Below are 16,223 nucleotides of genomic sequence, written 5' to 3'. Positions count from 1 at the left end.
GTGTAGTTTTGTGAAAAACTTGATTCTAGTAAAGGAGCCGAATAAAATGTCATCAGCTTCTTATTTAACTGTAAAAGCATTAACAAAATATATTAAACGAAAATTTGATGCTGACCCACATTTACGTGAGGTTTATGTCAAGGGAGAGCTATCAAATGTCAAGGTACATCAGTCAGGGCATATTTACTTTACGTTGAAGGATGACGGTGCACGTATTGCGGCAACGATGTTTAAAACAGCAGCATCTAAACTAGCTTTTGAGCCAAAGGATGGCATGCAGGTATTTATCCGAGGAGATGTAAACGTTTACGAAGGTTATGGTACATATCAATTATATGTGCAGGAAATGCAACCAGATGGAATCGGCAGCTTATTTGTTGCCTATAACCAACTTAAGGAACAGTTACAAAAAGAAGGACTTTTTAAAACTGAATGGAAGCAGTCGATACCGAAGTTTCCAGAAAAAATTGGTATCTTAACGTCCACAACGGGAGCGGCGATTCGAGATATTTGTACAACGTTGAAACGTCGATATCCGCTTGCTGAAATTTTGATTTATCCAACACTTGTGCAAGGAGCACAGGCCGCTCCAAGTATTGTCCAAAGTATTGTACGTGCAAATCGGGATGCAAGTTGTGACGTATTGCTTGTTGGTCGTGGTGGAGGTTCCATTGAGGATTTATGGGCATTTAATGAGGAGATGGTTGCACGTGCAATCTTTGAAAGTCGTATACCCATCATCAGTGCAGTTGGTCATGAAACCGATACAACGATAGCTGATTATGTCGCAGATTTGCGGGCACCCACACCAACAGCAGCGGCTGAAATGGCCGTGCCAGATCAGCAGGAATTATTCCAACGTGTACTAGCTCAGAAGTCGCAACTTCATCAAATTGTGAGAGCGCAACTTATGACAGAACGACAACGTCTAAATAAGCTCCAACAGTCTTATCCACTATCGATGCCGGAGAGATTGTATCGTCCATTTACAGAAAAACTAGCACAGCTTGAGTCGGGTTTGCAAAAAGCAATGCAGGTTGACTTAATGAAAAAAGCTGCACAGCTTCAAAAATTACACAGTGCTGTAGAACAGCAATCACCGAAAAAAGCATTAGCATTCCATCAAAAAGAACTGGCAACACGCGTCCATCAGCTAACACGTTCGGCAACACATTTTGTAACGAAGCAAAAGCAACAATTCGAGGCATCTGTCCGAACACTTGAAGCATTAAATCCACTTGCTATTTTAACAAGGGGTTTTACGGTTGCTTATAAAGATGACAAAATGTTGAAATCGTCAGCTAACTTAAAGCAGAAAGATCAGCTAACACTTTCCTTCCATGATGGGAAAGTACTTGCTGAAGTGACTAATGTCTTGCCAAATAATGAGGAGGAATAGATGTGGCGAAGAAACAACAAACATTCGCAGAAGCAATGACGGAACTGGAGGAAATTGTCCGTCAGTTAGAGCAAGGGGATGTACCATTAGAAAATGCAATTGATTTATATAAGCAAGGTATGGAGCTTTCACAATTTTGCCATAGTAAGCTGCAACACGCAGAAGAACAGTTAATTTCGATTGTTCAAGAAACAGGAGAAACGACAGCATTTGATCCGCTAAAGGGAGAGAACTAATCAATGAACGAGCAATTAAAACATTTTATTGAAAGCAATACACCACAAGTAGAAGCTGAAATGTTCGCACTTGTTGAAAAAATTGATGCACCGGCCGATTTAAAGGAATCGATGCTCTATTCTTTACAAGCAGGAGGCAAGCGCATTCGTCCGCTTTTCGTATTAGCAGTATTAGAATTGTTTGCGAAAGACAAAGAGCACGGACTCACTGTAGGTGCGGTTATTGAAATGATTCATACGTATTCTTTGATTCATGATGACCTACCAAGTATGGATAATGATGATTTCCGTCGAGGTAAGCCAACGAATCATAAGGTATTTGGTGAGGCACTTGCCACACTTGCAGGTGATGCATTAAATACATTAGCTTTCGGAATTTTAGCGCGTCTGGATTTATCTGCGGAAAAACGAATTGAACTAGTGAATCTGTTAAGTGTAGCAGCTGGTGCAGAAGGTATGGTTGGCGGTCAAGTACTGGACATGGAAGGTGAGAAACGCCAGTTAAACCTAACAGAGCTTGAGCATGTCCATGTCAATAAAACAGGTGCATTATTACGATTTAGTATTGAATCAGGGGCCGTATTAGCGGATGTATCCGAAGAAGACCGTGCAACTTTAAAGGAATACGCCCATCATATAGGCCTTGCTTTCCAAATTCAAGACGACATTTTAGATATTGAGGGAACAACAGAGGAACTAGGTAAAACAGCAGGGAAAGATGTAGCGAGTGATAAAAGCACATATCCGGCATTGTTAACGTTAGATGGAGCAAAAGATAAACTTGACGAGCATTATCAACTTGCTATTGCTGCACTAGAGAAATTACATGTAAATGCAAGCTTACTACATGAGTTCGCAACGTATATTGTTCATCGTAAAAACTAAGAGAAAAACAAGGCTATATAGGCAAAGAATATGCTAGAATAGGTGGGGACGTTTGCCAATGTGTAAACAAGAAAGTGTTCGTACTTTTAGCATAATGATAACACTGTTATAATGGTGGAAACACGATTGCGGTGAATAATTTATTGAAAAGGTGTGTGAGAAAGGTGGATTTAAACAAGATCTCTAGTCCATCCTTTTTAAAAAACTTAAATAAGAAGGAACTTGAACAGCTTGCAAAAGACATTCGAGCCTTCTTAATCGAAAAATGTTCTGTCACAGGTGGTCATATTGGACCAAACCTAGGCGTTGTGGAGCTAACGATTATGCTTCATAAAATGTTTGACAGTCCACAAGATAAGTTTTTATGGGATGTTGGCCACCAAGCTTACGTGCATAAAATTTTGACAGGTCGCGCTAGTCAATTTGATACATTACGTCAGTTCAAAGGGCTTTGTGGATTTCCAAAGCTTGTGGAGAGTGAACATGATGAATGGGAAACAGGTCATAGCTCGACTTCATTATCAGCAGCCATGGGTATGGCAGCAGCACGTGATATAAAAAACGAAAAAAACTTTGTTGTGCCTATTATTGGGGACGGCGCCTTAACAGGCGGTATGGCACTTGAAGCGTTAAATCATATCGGTCACGCAAAAACAAACATGATTGTCATTTTAAATGATAATGAAATGTCAATTGCACCAAATGTTGGTGCCTTGCATAATGTACTTGGGCGTATGCGTACTGCTAAGGAATATTCAAAAGCCAAGGAAGAATTAGAATCCTTAATCAATAAAATCCCTGTTCTTGGTGGTAAGCTTGCTTCAACCGCGGAACGTTTAAAAGATAGCTTGAAATATTTAGTAGTATCAGGTGTGTTCTTTGAAGAATTGGGCTTTAAATATTTAGGACCAATTGATGGTCATGATTTTGAAGCACTTGAAACGACGTTATCGTATGCTAAAAAGGTAAAAGGCCCTGTACTTTTGCATGTTATTACGAAAAAGGGCAAAGGCTACAAGCCGGCTGAAGATGATACGATTGGTAATTGGCACGGGACAGGTCCTTATAAAATGGAGACTGGCGCATTTGTGAAATCAGAGACGAGAGGCCCTGCTTGGAGTAGTTTAATCGCGGAGACAGTTCGTAAAATTTCACATGAAGATGAGCGTATTGTCACAATTACGCCTGCGATGCCAGTTGGTTCTAAATTACAAGGTATACAGCAGGATTTCCCTAAACGTTTCTTTGATGTAGGGATAGCTGAGCAACATGCTGCCACGATGGCGGCAGGACTTGCTACACAGAAAATGAAACCTTTCTTAGCTATTTATTCAACGTTTTTACAACGTGCTTACGATCAAGTGCTCCATGATATAGCACGCCCTAATTTAAATGTCTTTATTGGTATTGATCGTGCTGGCCTAGTTGGTGCAGATGGTGAAACGCACCAAGGTGTCTTTGATATTGCGTTCCTACGCCATATGCCCAATATGACAATTATGATGCCAAAGGATGAAAATGAAGGGCAGCATATGGTGAAAACTGCTATTGATTATAATGGTGGACCGATTGCGCTTCGCTATCCACGTGGCAATGGTTTAGGTGTGCCGATGGATGATGAACCAATGAGTTTGCCAATTGGTAGCTGGGAAGTATTACGTGAAGGAAAAGACGCGGCTATTTTAACATTTGGTACGACGATTCCAATGGCGATGGAAGCGGCAAATATTTTAGCGCAACAAGGTATTGAAGTAGAAGTGGTCAATGCACGATTTATTAAACCAATGGATGAGGATATGCTACATCGTATTTTAACGAATCGCATGCCAGTGCTTACGATTGAAGAGGCCGTATTACAAGGTGGTTTTGGTAGCGGTGTACTCGAATTTGCGCATGATCATAGTTATTTAAATGCCATTATCGATCGCATGGGGATACCAGACCAATTTATCGAGCATGGTAACGTCGACCAATTGCTCGCAGAAATCCATATGACAGCAGAAGATACAGTAGCACGTATGCATGTGTTACTACAACAAAAACAGCAAGTAGGTTTAAATAAATAATGACAAAACAACCAAAAGAACGTGTAGACATTTTACTTGTAGAGCGTGGACTAAGTGAAACACGCGAAAAGGCGAAACGCTCTATTATGGCGGGACTAGTCTTTTCCAATGAAATTCGCATTGATAAGGCAGGAGAAAAAATTGCTATTGATGCACCGCTCCAAGTAAAAGGTTCTGATTTAAAATATGTCAGCCGTGGTGGCTTGAAACTAGAAAAAGCACTACAAATTTTTGATATGTCTGTAGAAGGTAAGCTGATGCTCGACATCGGCTCCTCTACAGGAGGCTTTACAGATTGTGCCTTACAAAATGGTGCAAGACATTGTTATGCACTTGATGTAGGCTCGAATCAGCTTGCATGGAAAATCCGCTCTGATGAACGTGTAACTGTTATGGAAAAAACAAACTTTCGCTATACGACGGCGGCTGATTTAACAGAAGGATTGCCGGAATTTGCTACAATAGATGTCAGCTTCATTTCATTATCGTTAATTTTGCCAGTTTTAAAAACGGTATTAATGCCTGGCGGTGATGTAATGGCGCTTGTGAAGCCACAGTTTGAAGCAGGGAAAGAAAATGTGGGCAAAAAGGGTATTGTACGTGATAAAAAGGTACACCTTGATGTCTTAGAAAAGACTGCTAAAATGGCAACTGAGGTTGGATTTGTTGTCAAGGATGCATCGTTTTCGCCAATCACGGGTGGCGAAGGAAACATTGAATTTTTATTCCATTTAGTGAATCCAATTACCACAGAAGAAATTCCTGCGTATACAGCTTTTAATGCACTCGTTGAAGAAGCGCATAGTGCACTAAAATAACACGTGCTCGCTTGTAGAGCCGTGTTTTTTCTTGTGCTTTTATGTGTTAGATGGTAGTGTAAATATACAAATACTTAATTATTTATAAGAGGTGAAGGACATGAATAAAGGCCAAAGACATATACGGATTAGGGATATTATTGCCAATCATGAGATTGAAACACAAGATGATTTAGTCGATTTTTTAAAAGATGCAGGCTATAATGTGACGCAAGCAACAGTATCACGTGATATTAAAGAACTGCACCTTGTAAAGGTGCCATTGCAAGATGGACGCTATAAATATAGCTTACCCGCGGACCAGCGATTCAATCCTGTCCAAAAATTACACCGAGCATTAGCAGATGCTTTTATCAGCATTGATGGCGCTTCGCATTTTTTAGTCATGAAGGCACTTCCTGGTAATGCTAATGCCATTGCGTCACTACTTGACCATTTAGATTGGCCAGAAATTTTAGGAACTATTTCTGGGGATGATACAATTTTAATCATTTGTCGCGATGAAAATGAGCGTGAAAATACAAAAAATCGCTTGTTAGAAATGCTATAATTGCAAATTTAATCGCTGGGTCCCTAATTGTTAGTTGAACGAATGGGTGCTTGATTTTCCACTGTCTTCGTTTTAAAATGAAAGACTTAATAGTAACACCAGTTAGTAATAACAGGGTGAATTTGATACAGAGGTGACATTTTGTGTTAAGAGAGCTTAGTATTCGCAACTTTGCCATCATTGAGGATTTAACAGTCAGTTTTTCAGATGGTTTAACGGTGTTAACAGGTGAAACAGGAGCAGGAAAATCAATTATTATTGATGCGGTGCATTTGCTTGCTGGTGGGAGAGGGAATTCAGAATTTATTCGCCATGGCGCTAAAAAAGCAGAGTTAGGTGGATTATTTCAAATTGCTAGTCCTGCACACCCTGTATACAAAAAATTAGATGATGCAGGTATTGAAATAGAAGAAGATACCATTATTTTACGTCGTGATTTAAATGACACCGGAAAAAGTATTTGTCGTGTAAATGGCAAGCTTGTGCCATTATCTGTTTTACGTGATGTTGGTGCCAGTCTTATTGATATTCATGGACAGCATGAAAACCAAGAATTAATGGATGAAAAGCAACACATTCATTTACTTGATCAATTTGCTGAGGACCAGCTTGCACCAATTCAAGATAAGTACAGTAAGCAATATGATGAATATCGTGCATTGAAAAAAGAATTGGCATCGATTTCTATTGATGAGCAGTTAATGGCACAGCGTATTGATTTGTACCAGTTCCAAATGAAGGAGCTAGAGGATGCAAATTTAAAGCTAGGTGAGGAAGACGATCTCCTCGATGAGCGTCGCCGTCTCATGAATTTCAATAAAATTTTTGAACGATCTAGTGCGGCCTATGAAGCCATCCAAGGCGAAACAAAGGGCCTGGATTGGATCGGCAATGCAATGGGCGCATTAGAGGATGCGGCAACCATCGATGAACAATTTAAAGAGGCTTCTGAAGCGGTTACAACCGCGTTTTATGCTTTGCAGGATGCAGCCTATCAGGTGAAAAATGTCCTTGATGAACTAGAATTTGATCCAGCCCGATTAAATGAAGTCGAGCAACGGCTTGCACTATTACAAAACATGAAGCGTAAATATGGAGCAACTGTTGAAGATATTTTAGCCTATTATGAAAAAATTAAAACTGAGCTAAACGAGCTATTAAATCGTGATGAAATTTTACAGGTGAAAGAACGCAAAGTTCTTGAGATGGAAGAGGTTTTATATGATTTTGCAGCTGAACTATCTAATGTACGTAAAGTAGCTGCACATGAATTAAGTGAAGCCATTATGGCTGAGTTACGTGAATTACATATGGAAAAAGCAAAGTTTATTGTAAATTTTGATGAATTATCATATTTCGATGCATATGGGAAAGATCAAGTTATATTTTATATTTCAACGAATGTTGGTGAGCCACCAAAATTTTTACCGAAAATTGCCTCTGGTGGAGAATTATCGCGTATGATGCTCGCGTTGAAGACTATTTTCTCTTCATCCAATGGTGTAACATCCATTATTTTTGATGAGGTTGATACTGGTGTAAGCGGTCGAGTGGCACAAGCCATTGCTGAAAAAATTGCTGCCGTTTCCATTAATTCGCAAGTTTTATGTATTTCACATTTACCACAGGTGGCTGCAATGGCAGATCATCATTATTTTATAAAAAAAGAAGTCGAACATGATCGTACCTTTACGTCATTGGCAGAAATAGATACACATGCTCGTATTGAAGAAGTAAGTCGTATGATGTCAGGTGCAGAAATTACTGACTTAACTTTACAGCATGCAACAGAGCTTTTAAACATGGCCAATGAGCGAAAAAAGCACATGCGTAGCATAATTTAAAAAAAATCCAGAAACGATTTCAAGTGTTTCTGGGTTTTTTTCATTTTGCGCAAATATTTACCGCTCATAAGAATGATACAAAAACACATAGTAACAAGACTATAATGAAAAGGAGGTGTCGTATGAATCGTCGTTGGCGTCAATTTGTCATTTTGCCTATGCTCATCGTGTTCTTATGTTTGCCTATTCAAGCTTTTGCAGCCAAAAAGCTTATTCCGATGGGCGAAGCAATTGGGATTCAGCTTCAGTTATCTCATGTATTTGTTGCTCATGATGTGTTGTTAGCTTCCAATCAATGGGTGAAAGGTGGTGCAGTCATTGAAAAAATTAATGACACCACTGTAAAAACCCTTGATGATGCCAAACAAGCTATTGCGCAACAGGAGCAACAGACATGGACGATTAAAAGTGAAGGAAAGCAAGTAACAGTTGAATTAAAGGCACAAGAAGCAGAACATGTTATTTCCTTTTTGAAAGATGAAACAGATGGAGTAGGAACATTGACATATATTGATCCAGAGACACAAAATTATGGTGCATTAGGTCATCAAATCGTTGACTCAACCTTACAAGAAGCCCCCGTCTTTCGAGCAGGCTCGATTTTTTTAGCTTCCATCCAACAAATCCGTAAAAGTACACCTGGGCAACCAGGCTACAAAATTTCCTCCATCGAAAAACACCAAGAACGACTAGGTAGCATTGATAAAAATACAGTTTACGGTATCTTTGGACGTTGGGAAGTCGGTTATCAACAAAGATTGCCAAAAGCAATTGAAATTATGCATGAAAAAGATATAAAAACAGGGAAAGCTGAAATCTTTACAGCAATTGAGGGCAGTAAGGTGGAGAAATTTTCAATTGAAATAACAAAGATTGAAAATGGACGACTCGAATTTATAGTATCTGACCAAAAGCTCATTGAGAAAACAGGTGGCATCCTGCAGGGAATGAGTGGCAGTCCTATTATTCAAGACGGACGTTTTGTAGGCGCAGTAACGCATATGTTTGTGGAAGAACCAAAAAAAGGGGCAGCAATTACAGTAGCAGAAATGCTAAAAAAATCTTCATGAAGAAATAACGGGGCTGCCATAGGTAGCTCCGTTCTCTAAAGTTTATGCAATTTATTATAGCGTTCACCAAGTATTTCATACCAAAATTAAGGAGGATTTATCGATACCTAAAAAAAAGTGTAGTTTTATATGGGATTTTTCACTAAAATAAACATATTGCACGCTAACCATTCCACTGGGAAATATCGTAAATTGTCGATATGAAAAGAAAGTATCGGACTACATACTCATTTTTGGAAATAGAAAAGGTTTTTAACACAAAAATGTCGAAAATTCCACAGTGTGTCAAAATGGCATAAGGGTAAAAGGTTTAACGCTTTGATGATTCAAGGCGAAGTCCAGAAGGAGGAATTGAAATGACAAAGGTAAAAGTGGCGATAGCAGATGATAATCGTGAATTATTAAAAACAATGGAGCAGTATTTTCAAGGACATCCGGAGATTGAAATAATTGCAACTGCTTCAAACGGGAAAATTTGTCTTCAAATGCTTGAAGAATTTACACCAGATATTTTATTGCTAGATATTATTATGCCTCATCTTGATGGCTTAGCGGTATTAGAGGCAATGTATCAAAATGATCGTATGTCATCGATTCAAGTAATTATGCTCACTGCATTTGGACAAGAGGATGTTATGAAACAAGCAGTAGATTTAGGGGCCTCTTACTTTATGCTTAAGCCATTTGAGTTTGATCAGTTGGTTCAAAAAATCTTGCATTGTGCAGGTCAGAAGGCCACATTACCGAAAAAGACGAGTGTTTTACAACAAGCAACTCCTCAAAAATTAAATCAACATCAATTAGATAGTACGATTACAGCCATCATTAAAGAAATCGGTGTTCCTGCCCATATTAAAGGTTACTCTTATTTACGAGAAGCGATTCAAATGGTGTATGAAGATATCGAGTTATTAGGTTCTGTGACGAAAATTCTATATCCAGAAATTGCTAAAAAATTTAACACAACGCCTTCCCGTGTAGAGCGTGCCATTCGTCATGCTATAGAAGTTGCATGGAATCGCGGTAACTATGAATCGATTTCGTCGATGTTTGGTTATACAGTACATCACTTAAAGTCCAAGCCGACAAATAGCGAATTCATCGCCATGATTGCAGACAAGATTCGCATCGATATGATGGCGAGCTAAGGATTGATATGACTGAGTTTTGACTATTTAGCGTAGCGATGAACAAGCGGTGAACATATTATTTAGAACGCATATATTGCATATTTTATAACGCCTTTTTAGACAGTTTGCGCCGACTGTTTGAGGGGCGTATTTTTTTATCCTTTAGGAGACAAGACCCAATACTTGATAAAAGAAAAATAGTGAGGAAGACAATCTGATTAGTTAATTTGAAAAAAATAAAATGTAGATTGGCTGTTTTTTACAGAAATTTTGTACAATTATGACAGTATTAGCTTTTTAATGGTGTAAAAAATGTTTTTGTGTAGGAAAAATAGGCTACTATTACTGATAAAAATGCTTGGATTCTAATGAAGCATTACTGATAAAGTAGGGGTATTTTCTTTGTGAGTAGTGACAATTGTCTCTAAACAAATGTAAATAGATTGTATATACTTACAGATAGAGGGAAGGAGGAGGTAGCGTGATTCTAGTTCGAAATGATAACTTCGAAATATCGGAGGAAAACGGAAAGGTATTTATGCTCACATACAATGCCGGTTTTCCATTAAAAGAATTTGATGGCATCTTACGTAGTCATCCCCGACTAAAACTGTCAAACTTTTCTATTTTAAAAAGCGTATTAGCGACAGAAAGTACAAGTCCTGTTGAAATTGGGCGTTGGCTTCCAAATATAGAAGCTGAAATTGCACGAGACAAAATGTCTGCTACTATATTTATATATGAAAAAACGGACTACATTCATAAGAATAAAGAAAAGCTAAATCAACAAATTCTCGATACACTAGCGAACGAAGGAATTACACATGGCATTTTAGATTTTGATATTACGAAGATTGAACCCGGTAAAGCATTTTTAATTGCTCAAGGAACACCAGCTGTGGCAGGAACGGATGCACAAATTACATACTTACCAAAACCAGAGAGAAAGCCAGTTATTCGTGATGACGGGAAAGCGGATTACTATGATATGAATTTTATATCAGAAATTTCAGAAGGTTCTTGGCTTGGGGAGAAAATTCCTGCAACATTAGGCAAGCAAGGCCAAAATGTTTGTGGTGAAATACTAGCCGCGACACCAGGTCGTGATTACCCTATTCGCTATGACAAAAAATCAGCATATGAAGTAGAAGAAGACGGAAAAACTGTCATCCGGTCAAAAATTGCTGGTGTTTTAGATGATGTCAAAGGGATGATTGGCGTCAATCGTCATTTACCAATACATGGGGATGTTGGAGTTGAAACAGGCAATCTAGAATTTAATGGTTCTTTAAGCATTAAAGGAACAGTTACCACGGGTTATACAGTTATTGCAACAGGTGATATTTCAATCGAAGGAGCAGAAGGCGTAAGTGGCGCGAAACTCATCAAATCTATAGAGGGTGATGTGTTTATTCGCGGTGGCATTTTTGGTCTTGGTTCAACGCTTGTGGAAGCAGGGGGCAACATTTTCGTAAAACATGTAAATGAAGCCAATTTAGTAGCGGCTGACAGTATTCATATAGGCTTTTATTCACTGGGCTCGCATCTTTCGGCACATTCTATTTTTGTAGATGAACGAAAGGGTAAAATTATTGGTGGTCAAGCTGTTGCAAAAAGTTCTATTGTAACCGCTATATCTGGAAATCGTTTAGAACGTCGAACAGATTTAATTATTGAAAGTGTCAATAAACAGGAGAGCTATTCTTTGATGCAGGAAAAGGCAACTCTGTTAAAACAACTACAATCGGAGATTGCTGGTCATGAGGCGAAGATTAAGAGCTTATTACCAATCCTCAATCAAATGACTACGCAACAAACTGCTGCTTTTGAGCAAACAAAACAGAGTTTATCAAAGATGAAGGCTGAAGCAGTGACGGTAGACCGTGAAATAAAGTTAATGATGGATGAAATGCGTCATGCTGGAAAAGAAGAAATTACGGTGACAAAGGAAGCGCATCCAGGTACCTATATTCAAATTGGCAAAAAATCATCTTTATTAACTAAAATGACCAATGGTAAATTTATACTAGAATTTGGTGAATTAAATGTCTGAAGAATCGTTTGTCCCTGTTTTTGCACATCGAGGGGCTTCTGCCTATGCACTTGAAAATAGTTTCAAAGCTTTTGATAAAGCGCTAGAGCTTGGGGCTGACGGTATTGAGATAGATATTCAGCTGTCAAAAGAGGGGATACCCGTTGTGTATCATGATCCACAATTATCTAGACTAGTTGGCATCAATAAACTTGTGAATCAATGTACGATAGACGAACTACAGCGTTTTAAACTTGGAAAGCCGTGGAGAAGGCTATTTTCATCGTATAAAATTCCAGTCTTTGATGCCGTTTTAGTGTGGGCTAATACGCAACAATTACCACTAAATATCGAATTAAAATCAACCATTCTTGACAATAAAGATGCACTTGTCCGAATGCTTCATGGACTAACATTACCAGAGGGCAGTCATTTTTCATCTTTTCATTATGAGCTATTAGAGATTGTGAAACAACATACTCCACAATATGAGACAGCACTTATTGCCACGAAAAAATTGAAATGGGATTTGCTATGTGATTACCAAGCAATTGACAGTGTACATATGCATAAAAAGTATTATAAACCTCGTTATTTAGAGGCGTGTGTAGCAAGCGCTAAAGCATGTCGTTTTTATGCAATTGATGGGAGTGAAAAATTTCTGAAGAATCCGCATTCATCAGTTATTGGTTGGATTACAGATTTCCCCGATAAGGTAATTTCAGTGCAGCGCCGTCAATAAAAATAGCTATCCAGTAAGTCAAACGACTTATTTGGATAGCTATTTTTATTTTTTTTGGAAGCGCGGAGCCACTTTTCCTTTTTTTCGATCGCGGTGAAGTAAAAAGCCTGCGAAAAAGCCAAAGCCGACAACAAAAAATATGATGCCAACAACAAATTGTAGCCATAGAAATGGGAAAGGTGAGATGAGCTTACCGAATAATGTATCACGCATAAATTTAATGCCACCCGCAGCCATAAGACCTGGAATCAGCATTACAATGAATGCAGCAAAACGAGCCATGCATATCCCTCCTCATACCTAGTTTAATTGTACCTGCGGATGATGGAATGTCAAGAAAGCCTATGTACCAGTCATAGTTTGTGAGCACTATAGTGAGTAACTCGAAAACTAGCAAGAGGAACTGAATTTTTAGAAAATTCTTACTTAGACGAGAATGTGTAATAATAGTTGCGAAATTGTGAAATTGTCAGTATTGTAAAATTAAATGGAGCAATATTATCCATTACAAAATAGTTTTCTCACTATTTATAACTTGATTGGAATGGGCATTTGGGGATGCACTTTTCAAAGCAAAGGGGCGAGTTTTCATGGAAATCTTCAAGTATATGGAAAAGTATGATTATGAACAATTGGTATTTTGCCAAGATGAAGCATCAGGGTTAAAAGCGATTATCGCTATCCATGACACAACACTTGGACCAGCACTAGGCGGTGCACGTATGTGGACATACGCAACAGAAGAAAATGCGATTGAAGATGCATTGCGTTTGGCACGCGGGATGACTTATAAAAACGCGGCTGCTGGTCTAAACCTTGGCGGTGGAAAAACGGTCATTATCGGTGACCCATTTACAGATAAAAATGAAGAAATGTTTCGTGCATTAGGCCGATTTATTCAAGGACTGAACGGTCGCTATATTACGGCTGAAGATGTTGGTACTACTGTGACAGATATGGATTTAATTCATGAGGAGACGAATTATGTAACAGGAATCTCTCCAGCATTTGGATCATCAGGTAACCCATCGCCAGTGACTGCTTATGGTGTGTACCGTGGTATGAAAGCAGCTGCAAAGGAAGCGTTTGGTTCAGAAATGTTAGATGGTCGTACAATTGCTGTACAGGGTCTAGGAAATGTAGCATACAAGCTTTGCGAGTATTTACATAATGAAGGTGCAAAACTTGTTGTCACTGATATTAACCAAGCAGCGATTGATCGTGTTGTGAATGACTTTGGTGCAGTAGCAGTGGCTCCGGAGGAAATCTACTCACAAGATGTTGATATTTTCTCACCGTGTGCACTTGGGGCAATTTTAAATGATGACACAATTCCACAGTTAAAAGCTAAGGTCATTGCGGGCTCTGCAAACAACCAGTTACAGGACTCTCGCCATGGAGATTACTTACATGAATTAGGTATTGCGTATGCACCTGACTATGTTATTAACGCAGGTGGCGTAATCAACGTTGCTGACGAATTATACGGTTATAATCGTGAACGTGCGATGAAGCGTGTGGATGGTATTTACGATAGCATTGAAAGAATCTTTGCTATTTCAAAACGTGATGGTGTGCCAACTTATGTTGCAGCCAATCGATTAGCAGAAGAGCGTATTGCTCGAGTAGCTAAATCACGCAGCCAATTTTTAAAAAATGAAAAAAATATTTTGCACGGTCGTTAATAACCGTCTTGAAACGAAAAGAAGTCGCTTTGTCGACTTCTTCTATTATACACATTAAAAAATATGCTTTAAATGATGTCTGGGCTAAAGAGTCATCCTTTCTTAAGTGAAGTGAATCATACGTTTATAGTGGTTTCTCTGACTAGTATGGGAGTAGTAAAACCTTGCTGTAGTGATGCTCTCTCATTGAGCAATTGCCACAAGTCAGCGCTTGTCTTGAGTAGGGGATGCGTTAGCACTTTTCTCATATAGGAGGAATAATAAATGGCTCAAAATTATGATGTTGTCATTTTAGGCGGAGGTACAGGAGGCTATGTGGCTGCTATTCGCGCGGCGCAACTTGGCTTGAAAACAGCCATTGTTGAACGAGAGCGACTTGGAGGCACATGCTTGCATAAAGGTTGTATCCCTAGCAAAGCGTTACTTCGAAGTGCGGAAGTATATCGTATGGCGAATAAAACGGCTAGTGAATTTGGTGTAGATATTGCAAGCGTTACATTGCAATTCGATAAAGTGCAGGCTAGAAAGCAAGCCATCGTTGAGCAACTGAGTCAAGGTGTGAATACACTGATGAAAAAAGGCAAAATCGATGTCTATGAAGGTACAGGACGAATTTTAGGACCGTCCATTTTTTCACCAATGCCAGGTACCATTTCTGTAGAGATGAACAATGGCGAAGAAAATGAAATGCTTGTACCGACTAATGTTGTAATCGCAACTGGGTCAAAACCTAGAGGTATGGCAGGTCTAACCGTTGACGGAAAGTACGTCATGAACTCGGATCATGCGTTACAAATGGAAGTATTACCAAAGTCGTTATTAATAGTTGGTGGCGGTGTTATTGGTATTGAGTGGGCCTCCATGCTTTGTGATTTTGGCGTTTATGTAACGATTGTTGAGTATGGGCCATCAATTTTACCAGCGGAAGATGCAGATATTGTTAAAGAAGTAACGAAGCAACTTGAAAAAAGAGGCGTCCGTATAGTGACGAATGCAAAGCTAGATCCTGCAAGTTTTAAAATTGAAAATGATAACGTTTTCATTTCGGCTAACCTGAATGACAAAGAAGAGTTATTTGAGGCAGACAAATTATTGCTTTGTGTAGGTCGTGAAGCAAATACGCAAGGTATAGGTTTAGAAAATACAGAAATTGAAGTTGAACATGGCTTTATCCAAGTACGTGATACTTATCAAACAAAAGAATCACATATGTATGCGATAGGCGATGTTATCGGCGGCTTGCAATTGGCTCATGTGGCTTCCCATGAAGGATTGTCCGCCATTGAACATATTGCCACAGGGACAACAGAAGCACTTAATATACTTAACGTACCAAAGTGCATCTATTCCTATCCTGAGGTTGCAAGTATTGGCTTAACAGAAAATGCTGCACGTGAACAGGGATATGCATTAAAAGTTGGTAAATTTCCATTTAAGGCAATTGGAAAAGCGCTAGTTAATGGTGAAACTGATGGTTTTGTAAAAATCATTGCTGATGAACAAACAGACGATATATTGGGCATTCATATGGTAGGACCGCACGTGACAGATCTAATAGGAGAGGCTTCACTAGCTAAATTACTGGATGCCACTCCGTGGGAAATTAGTCAGGCTGTCCACCCGCATCCATCTTTGAATGAGGTATTGGTGGAATCTGCGTTAGCAGTCGATGATCGTGCAATTCACTTTTAAATATGTAGACTAAGGCGCATGCTACGTGGGGATTAAAGCGCTATAGCACTTTTTTAATACGAGAGGGGTGTTCG

Annotated in this window: 14 protein-coding genes; 13 read left to right on the top strand and 1 reads right to left on the bottom strand. The window is 39.0% G+C overall.

Annotated elements, in window-relative coordinates:
• Positions 1 to 46: 46 nt before the first annotated feature.
• The 11 genes from xseA (at position 47) to C9J31_RS14310 (ending at position 12,772) form a co-directional block, all read left to right on the top strand.
• Positions 47 to 1,399 carry an exodeoxyribonuclease VII large subunit gene (gene xseA, locus C9J31_RS14360; RefSeq protein WP_107949418.1) on the top strand — a complete coding sequence of 451 codons (1,353 nt, stop codon included), beginning with the start codon at positions 47 to 49 and terminating at the stop codon, positions 1,397 to 1,399.
• A gap of 2 nt (positions 1,400 to 1,401) precedes the next feature.
• Complete coding sequence (gene xseB / locus C9J31_RS14355) at positions 1,402 to 1,635, top strand: exodeoxyribonuclease VII small subunit (RefSeq protein ID WP_054767489.1); 234 nt, start codon at positions 1,402 to 1,404, stop codon at positions 1,633 to 1,635.
• Between the two features lie 3 nt (positions 1,636 to 1,638).
• The gene (locus tag C9J31_RS14350; RefSeq protein ID WP_107949420.1) at positions 1,639 to 2,520 is read left to right on the top strand and encodes a polyprenyl synthetase family protein; all 882 of its coding nucleotides are present in this window, start codon (positions 1,639 to 1,641) and stop codon (positions 2,518 to 2,520) included.
• A 164-nt stretch (positions 2,521 to 2,684) separates the two neighbouring features.
• Positions 2,685 to 4,586 (top strand): 1-deoxy-D-xylulose-5-phosphate synthase, encoded by a 1,902-nt coding sequence (gene dxs / locus C9J31_RS14345; protein ID WP_107949422.1) that lies wholly within the window; start codon positions 2,685 to 2,687, stop codon positions 4,584 to 4,586.
• Complete coding sequence (locus C9J31_RS14340; RefSeq protein WP_107949423.1) at positions 4,586 to 5,404, top strand: TlyA family RNA methyltransferase; 819 nt, start codon at positions 4,586 to 4,588, stop codon at positions 5,402 to 5,404. The genes dxs and C9J31_RS14340 overlap by 1 nt, the downstream gene beginning before the upstream one ends.
• A 100-nt stretch (positions 5,405 to 5,504) precedes the next feature.
• Positions 5,505 to 5,954: a transcriptional regulator AhrC/ArgR gene (gene ahrC, locus C9J31_RS14335; protein WP_107923881.1), complete on the top strand. Its 450-nt coding sequence runs from the start codon at positions 5,505 to 5,507 to the stop codon at positions 5,952 to 5,954.
• Positions 5,955 to 6,097: 143 nt separating this feature from the next.
• Positions 6,098 to 7,798 (top strand): DNA repair protein RecN, encoded by a 1,701-nt coding sequence (gene recN / locus C9J31_RS14330; RefSeq protein ID WP_107949426.1) that lies wholly within the window; start codon positions 6,098 to 6,100, stop codon positions 7,796 to 7,798.
• A 122-nt stretch (positions 7,799 to 7,920) separates the two neighbouring features.
• Entirely contained in the window at positions 7,921 to 8,868 is a 948-nt protein-coding gene (locus tag C9J31_RS14325; protein WP_107923883.1) for a SpoIVB peptidase S55 domain-containing protein, read from the top strand.
• A 356-nt stretch (positions 8,869 to 9,224) separates the two neighbouring features.
• Positions 9,225 to 10,016, top strand: a complete 792-nt coding sequence (gene spo0A, locus C9J31_RS14320; protein WP_107923884.1) for a sporulation transcription factor Spo0A — start codon at positions 9,225 to 9,227, stop codon at positions 10,014 to 10,016.
• Between the two features lie 463 nt (positions 10,017 to 10,479).
• Positions 10,480 to 12,051 carry a flagellar assembly protein A gene (locus C9J31_RS14315; protein WP_107949427.1) on the top strand — a complete coding sequence of 524 codons (1,572 nt, stop codon included), beginning with the start codon at positions 10,480 to 10,482 and terminating at the stop codon, positions 12,049 to 12,051.
• The gene (locus tag C9J31_RS14310; protein WP_107923886.1) at positions 12,044 to 12,772 is read left to right on the top strand and encodes a glycerophosphodiester phosphodiesterase; all 729 of its coding nucleotides are present in this window, start codon (positions 12,044 to 12,046) and stop codon (positions 12,770 to 12,772) included. Before C9J31_RS14315 ends, C9J31_RS14310 begins: the two co-directional genes overlap by 8 nt.
• Positions 12,773 to 12,817: 45 nt before the next feature.
• On the opposite strand, the gene C9J31_RS14305 is transcribed toward C9J31_RS14310, so the two are convergent.
• The gene (locus C9J31_RS14305; RefSeq protein WP_010859733.1) at positions 12,818 to 13,054 is read right to left on the bottom strand and encodes a DUF2627 family protein; all 237 of its coding nucleotides are present in this window, start codon (positions 13,052 to 13,054) and stop codon (positions 12,818 to 12,820) included.
• 308 nt (positions 13,055 to 13,362) lie between these two features.
• On the opposite strand from C9J31_RS14305, the gene C9J31_RS14300 reads away from it, so the two are divergent.
• Both C9J31_RS14300 and lpdA read left to right on the top strand, forming a co-directional pair.
• A complete protein-coding gene (locus tag C9J31_RS14300) occupies positions 13,363 to 14,457 on the top strand; it encodes a Leu/Phe/Val dehydrogenase (RefSeq protein WP_107923887.1) in 1,095 nt (364 codons plus the stop codon).
• Positions 14,458 to 14,721: 264 nt separating this feature from the next.
• Complete coding sequence (lpdA, locus tag C9J31_RS14295) at positions 14,722 to 16,149, top strand: dihydrolipoyl dehydrogenase (RefSeq protein WP_107949429.1); 1,428 nt, start codon at positions 14,722 to 14,724, stop codon at positions 16,147 to 16,149.
• The last annotated feature ends 74 nt before the right edge of the window (positions 16,150 to 16,223 follow it).

Source organism: Lysinibacillus parviboronicapiens (genome assembly GCF_003049605.2).
Lineage (GTDB): Bacteria > Bacillota > Bacilli > Bacillales_A > Planococcaceae > Lysinibacillus > Lysinibacillus parviboronicapiens.
Note: the sequence above shows the minus strand (reverse complement) of the source record. Positions and strands in the feature narration are given on the sequence as shown.

What these genes read in the sequence shown, in the direction of transcription:
- xseA (WP_107949418.1), top strand. Translation starts at nt 47, where the DNA reads ATGTCATCAGCTTCTTATTTAACTGTAAAAGCATTAACAAAATATATT.
- C9J31_RS14350 (WP_107949420.1), top strand. Translation starts at nt 1,639, where the DNA reads ATGAACGAGCAATTAAAACATTTTATTGAAAGCAATACACCACAAGTA.
- C9J31_RS14340 (WP_107949423.1), top strand. Translation starts at nt 4,586, where the DNA reads ATGACAAAACAACCAAAAGAACGTGTAGACATTTTACTTGTAGAGCGT.
- ahrC (WP_107923881.1), top strand. Translation starts at nt 5,505, where the DNA reads ATGAATAAAGGCCAAAGACATATACGGATTAGGGATATTATTGCCAAT.
- C9J31_RS14325 (WP_107923883.1), top strand. Translation starts at nt 7,921, where the DNA reads ATGAATCGTCGTTGGCGTCAATTTGTCATTTTGCCTATGCTCATCGTG.
- spo0A (WP_107923884.1), top strand. Translation starts at nt 9,225, where the DNA reads ATGACAAAGGTAAAAGTGGCGATAGCAGATGATAATCGTGAATTATTA.
- C9J31_RS14310 (WP_107923886.1), top strand. Translation starts at nt 12,044, where the DNA reads ATGTCTGAAGAATCGTTTGTCCCTGTTTTTGCACATCGAGGGGCTTCT.
- C9J31_RS14305 (WP_010859733.1), bottom strand. Translation starts at nt 13,054, where the DNA reads ATGGCTCGTTTTGCTGCATTCATTGTAATGCTGATTCCAGGTCTTATG.
- C9J31_RS14300 (WP_107923887.1), top strand. Translation starts at nt 13,363, where the DNA reads ATGGAAATCTTCAAGTATATGGAAAAGTATGATTATGAACAATTGGTA.
- lpdA (WP_107949429.1), top strand. Translation starts at nt 14,722, where the DNA reads ATGGCTCAAAATTATGATGTTGTCATTTTAGGCGGAGGTACAGGAGGC.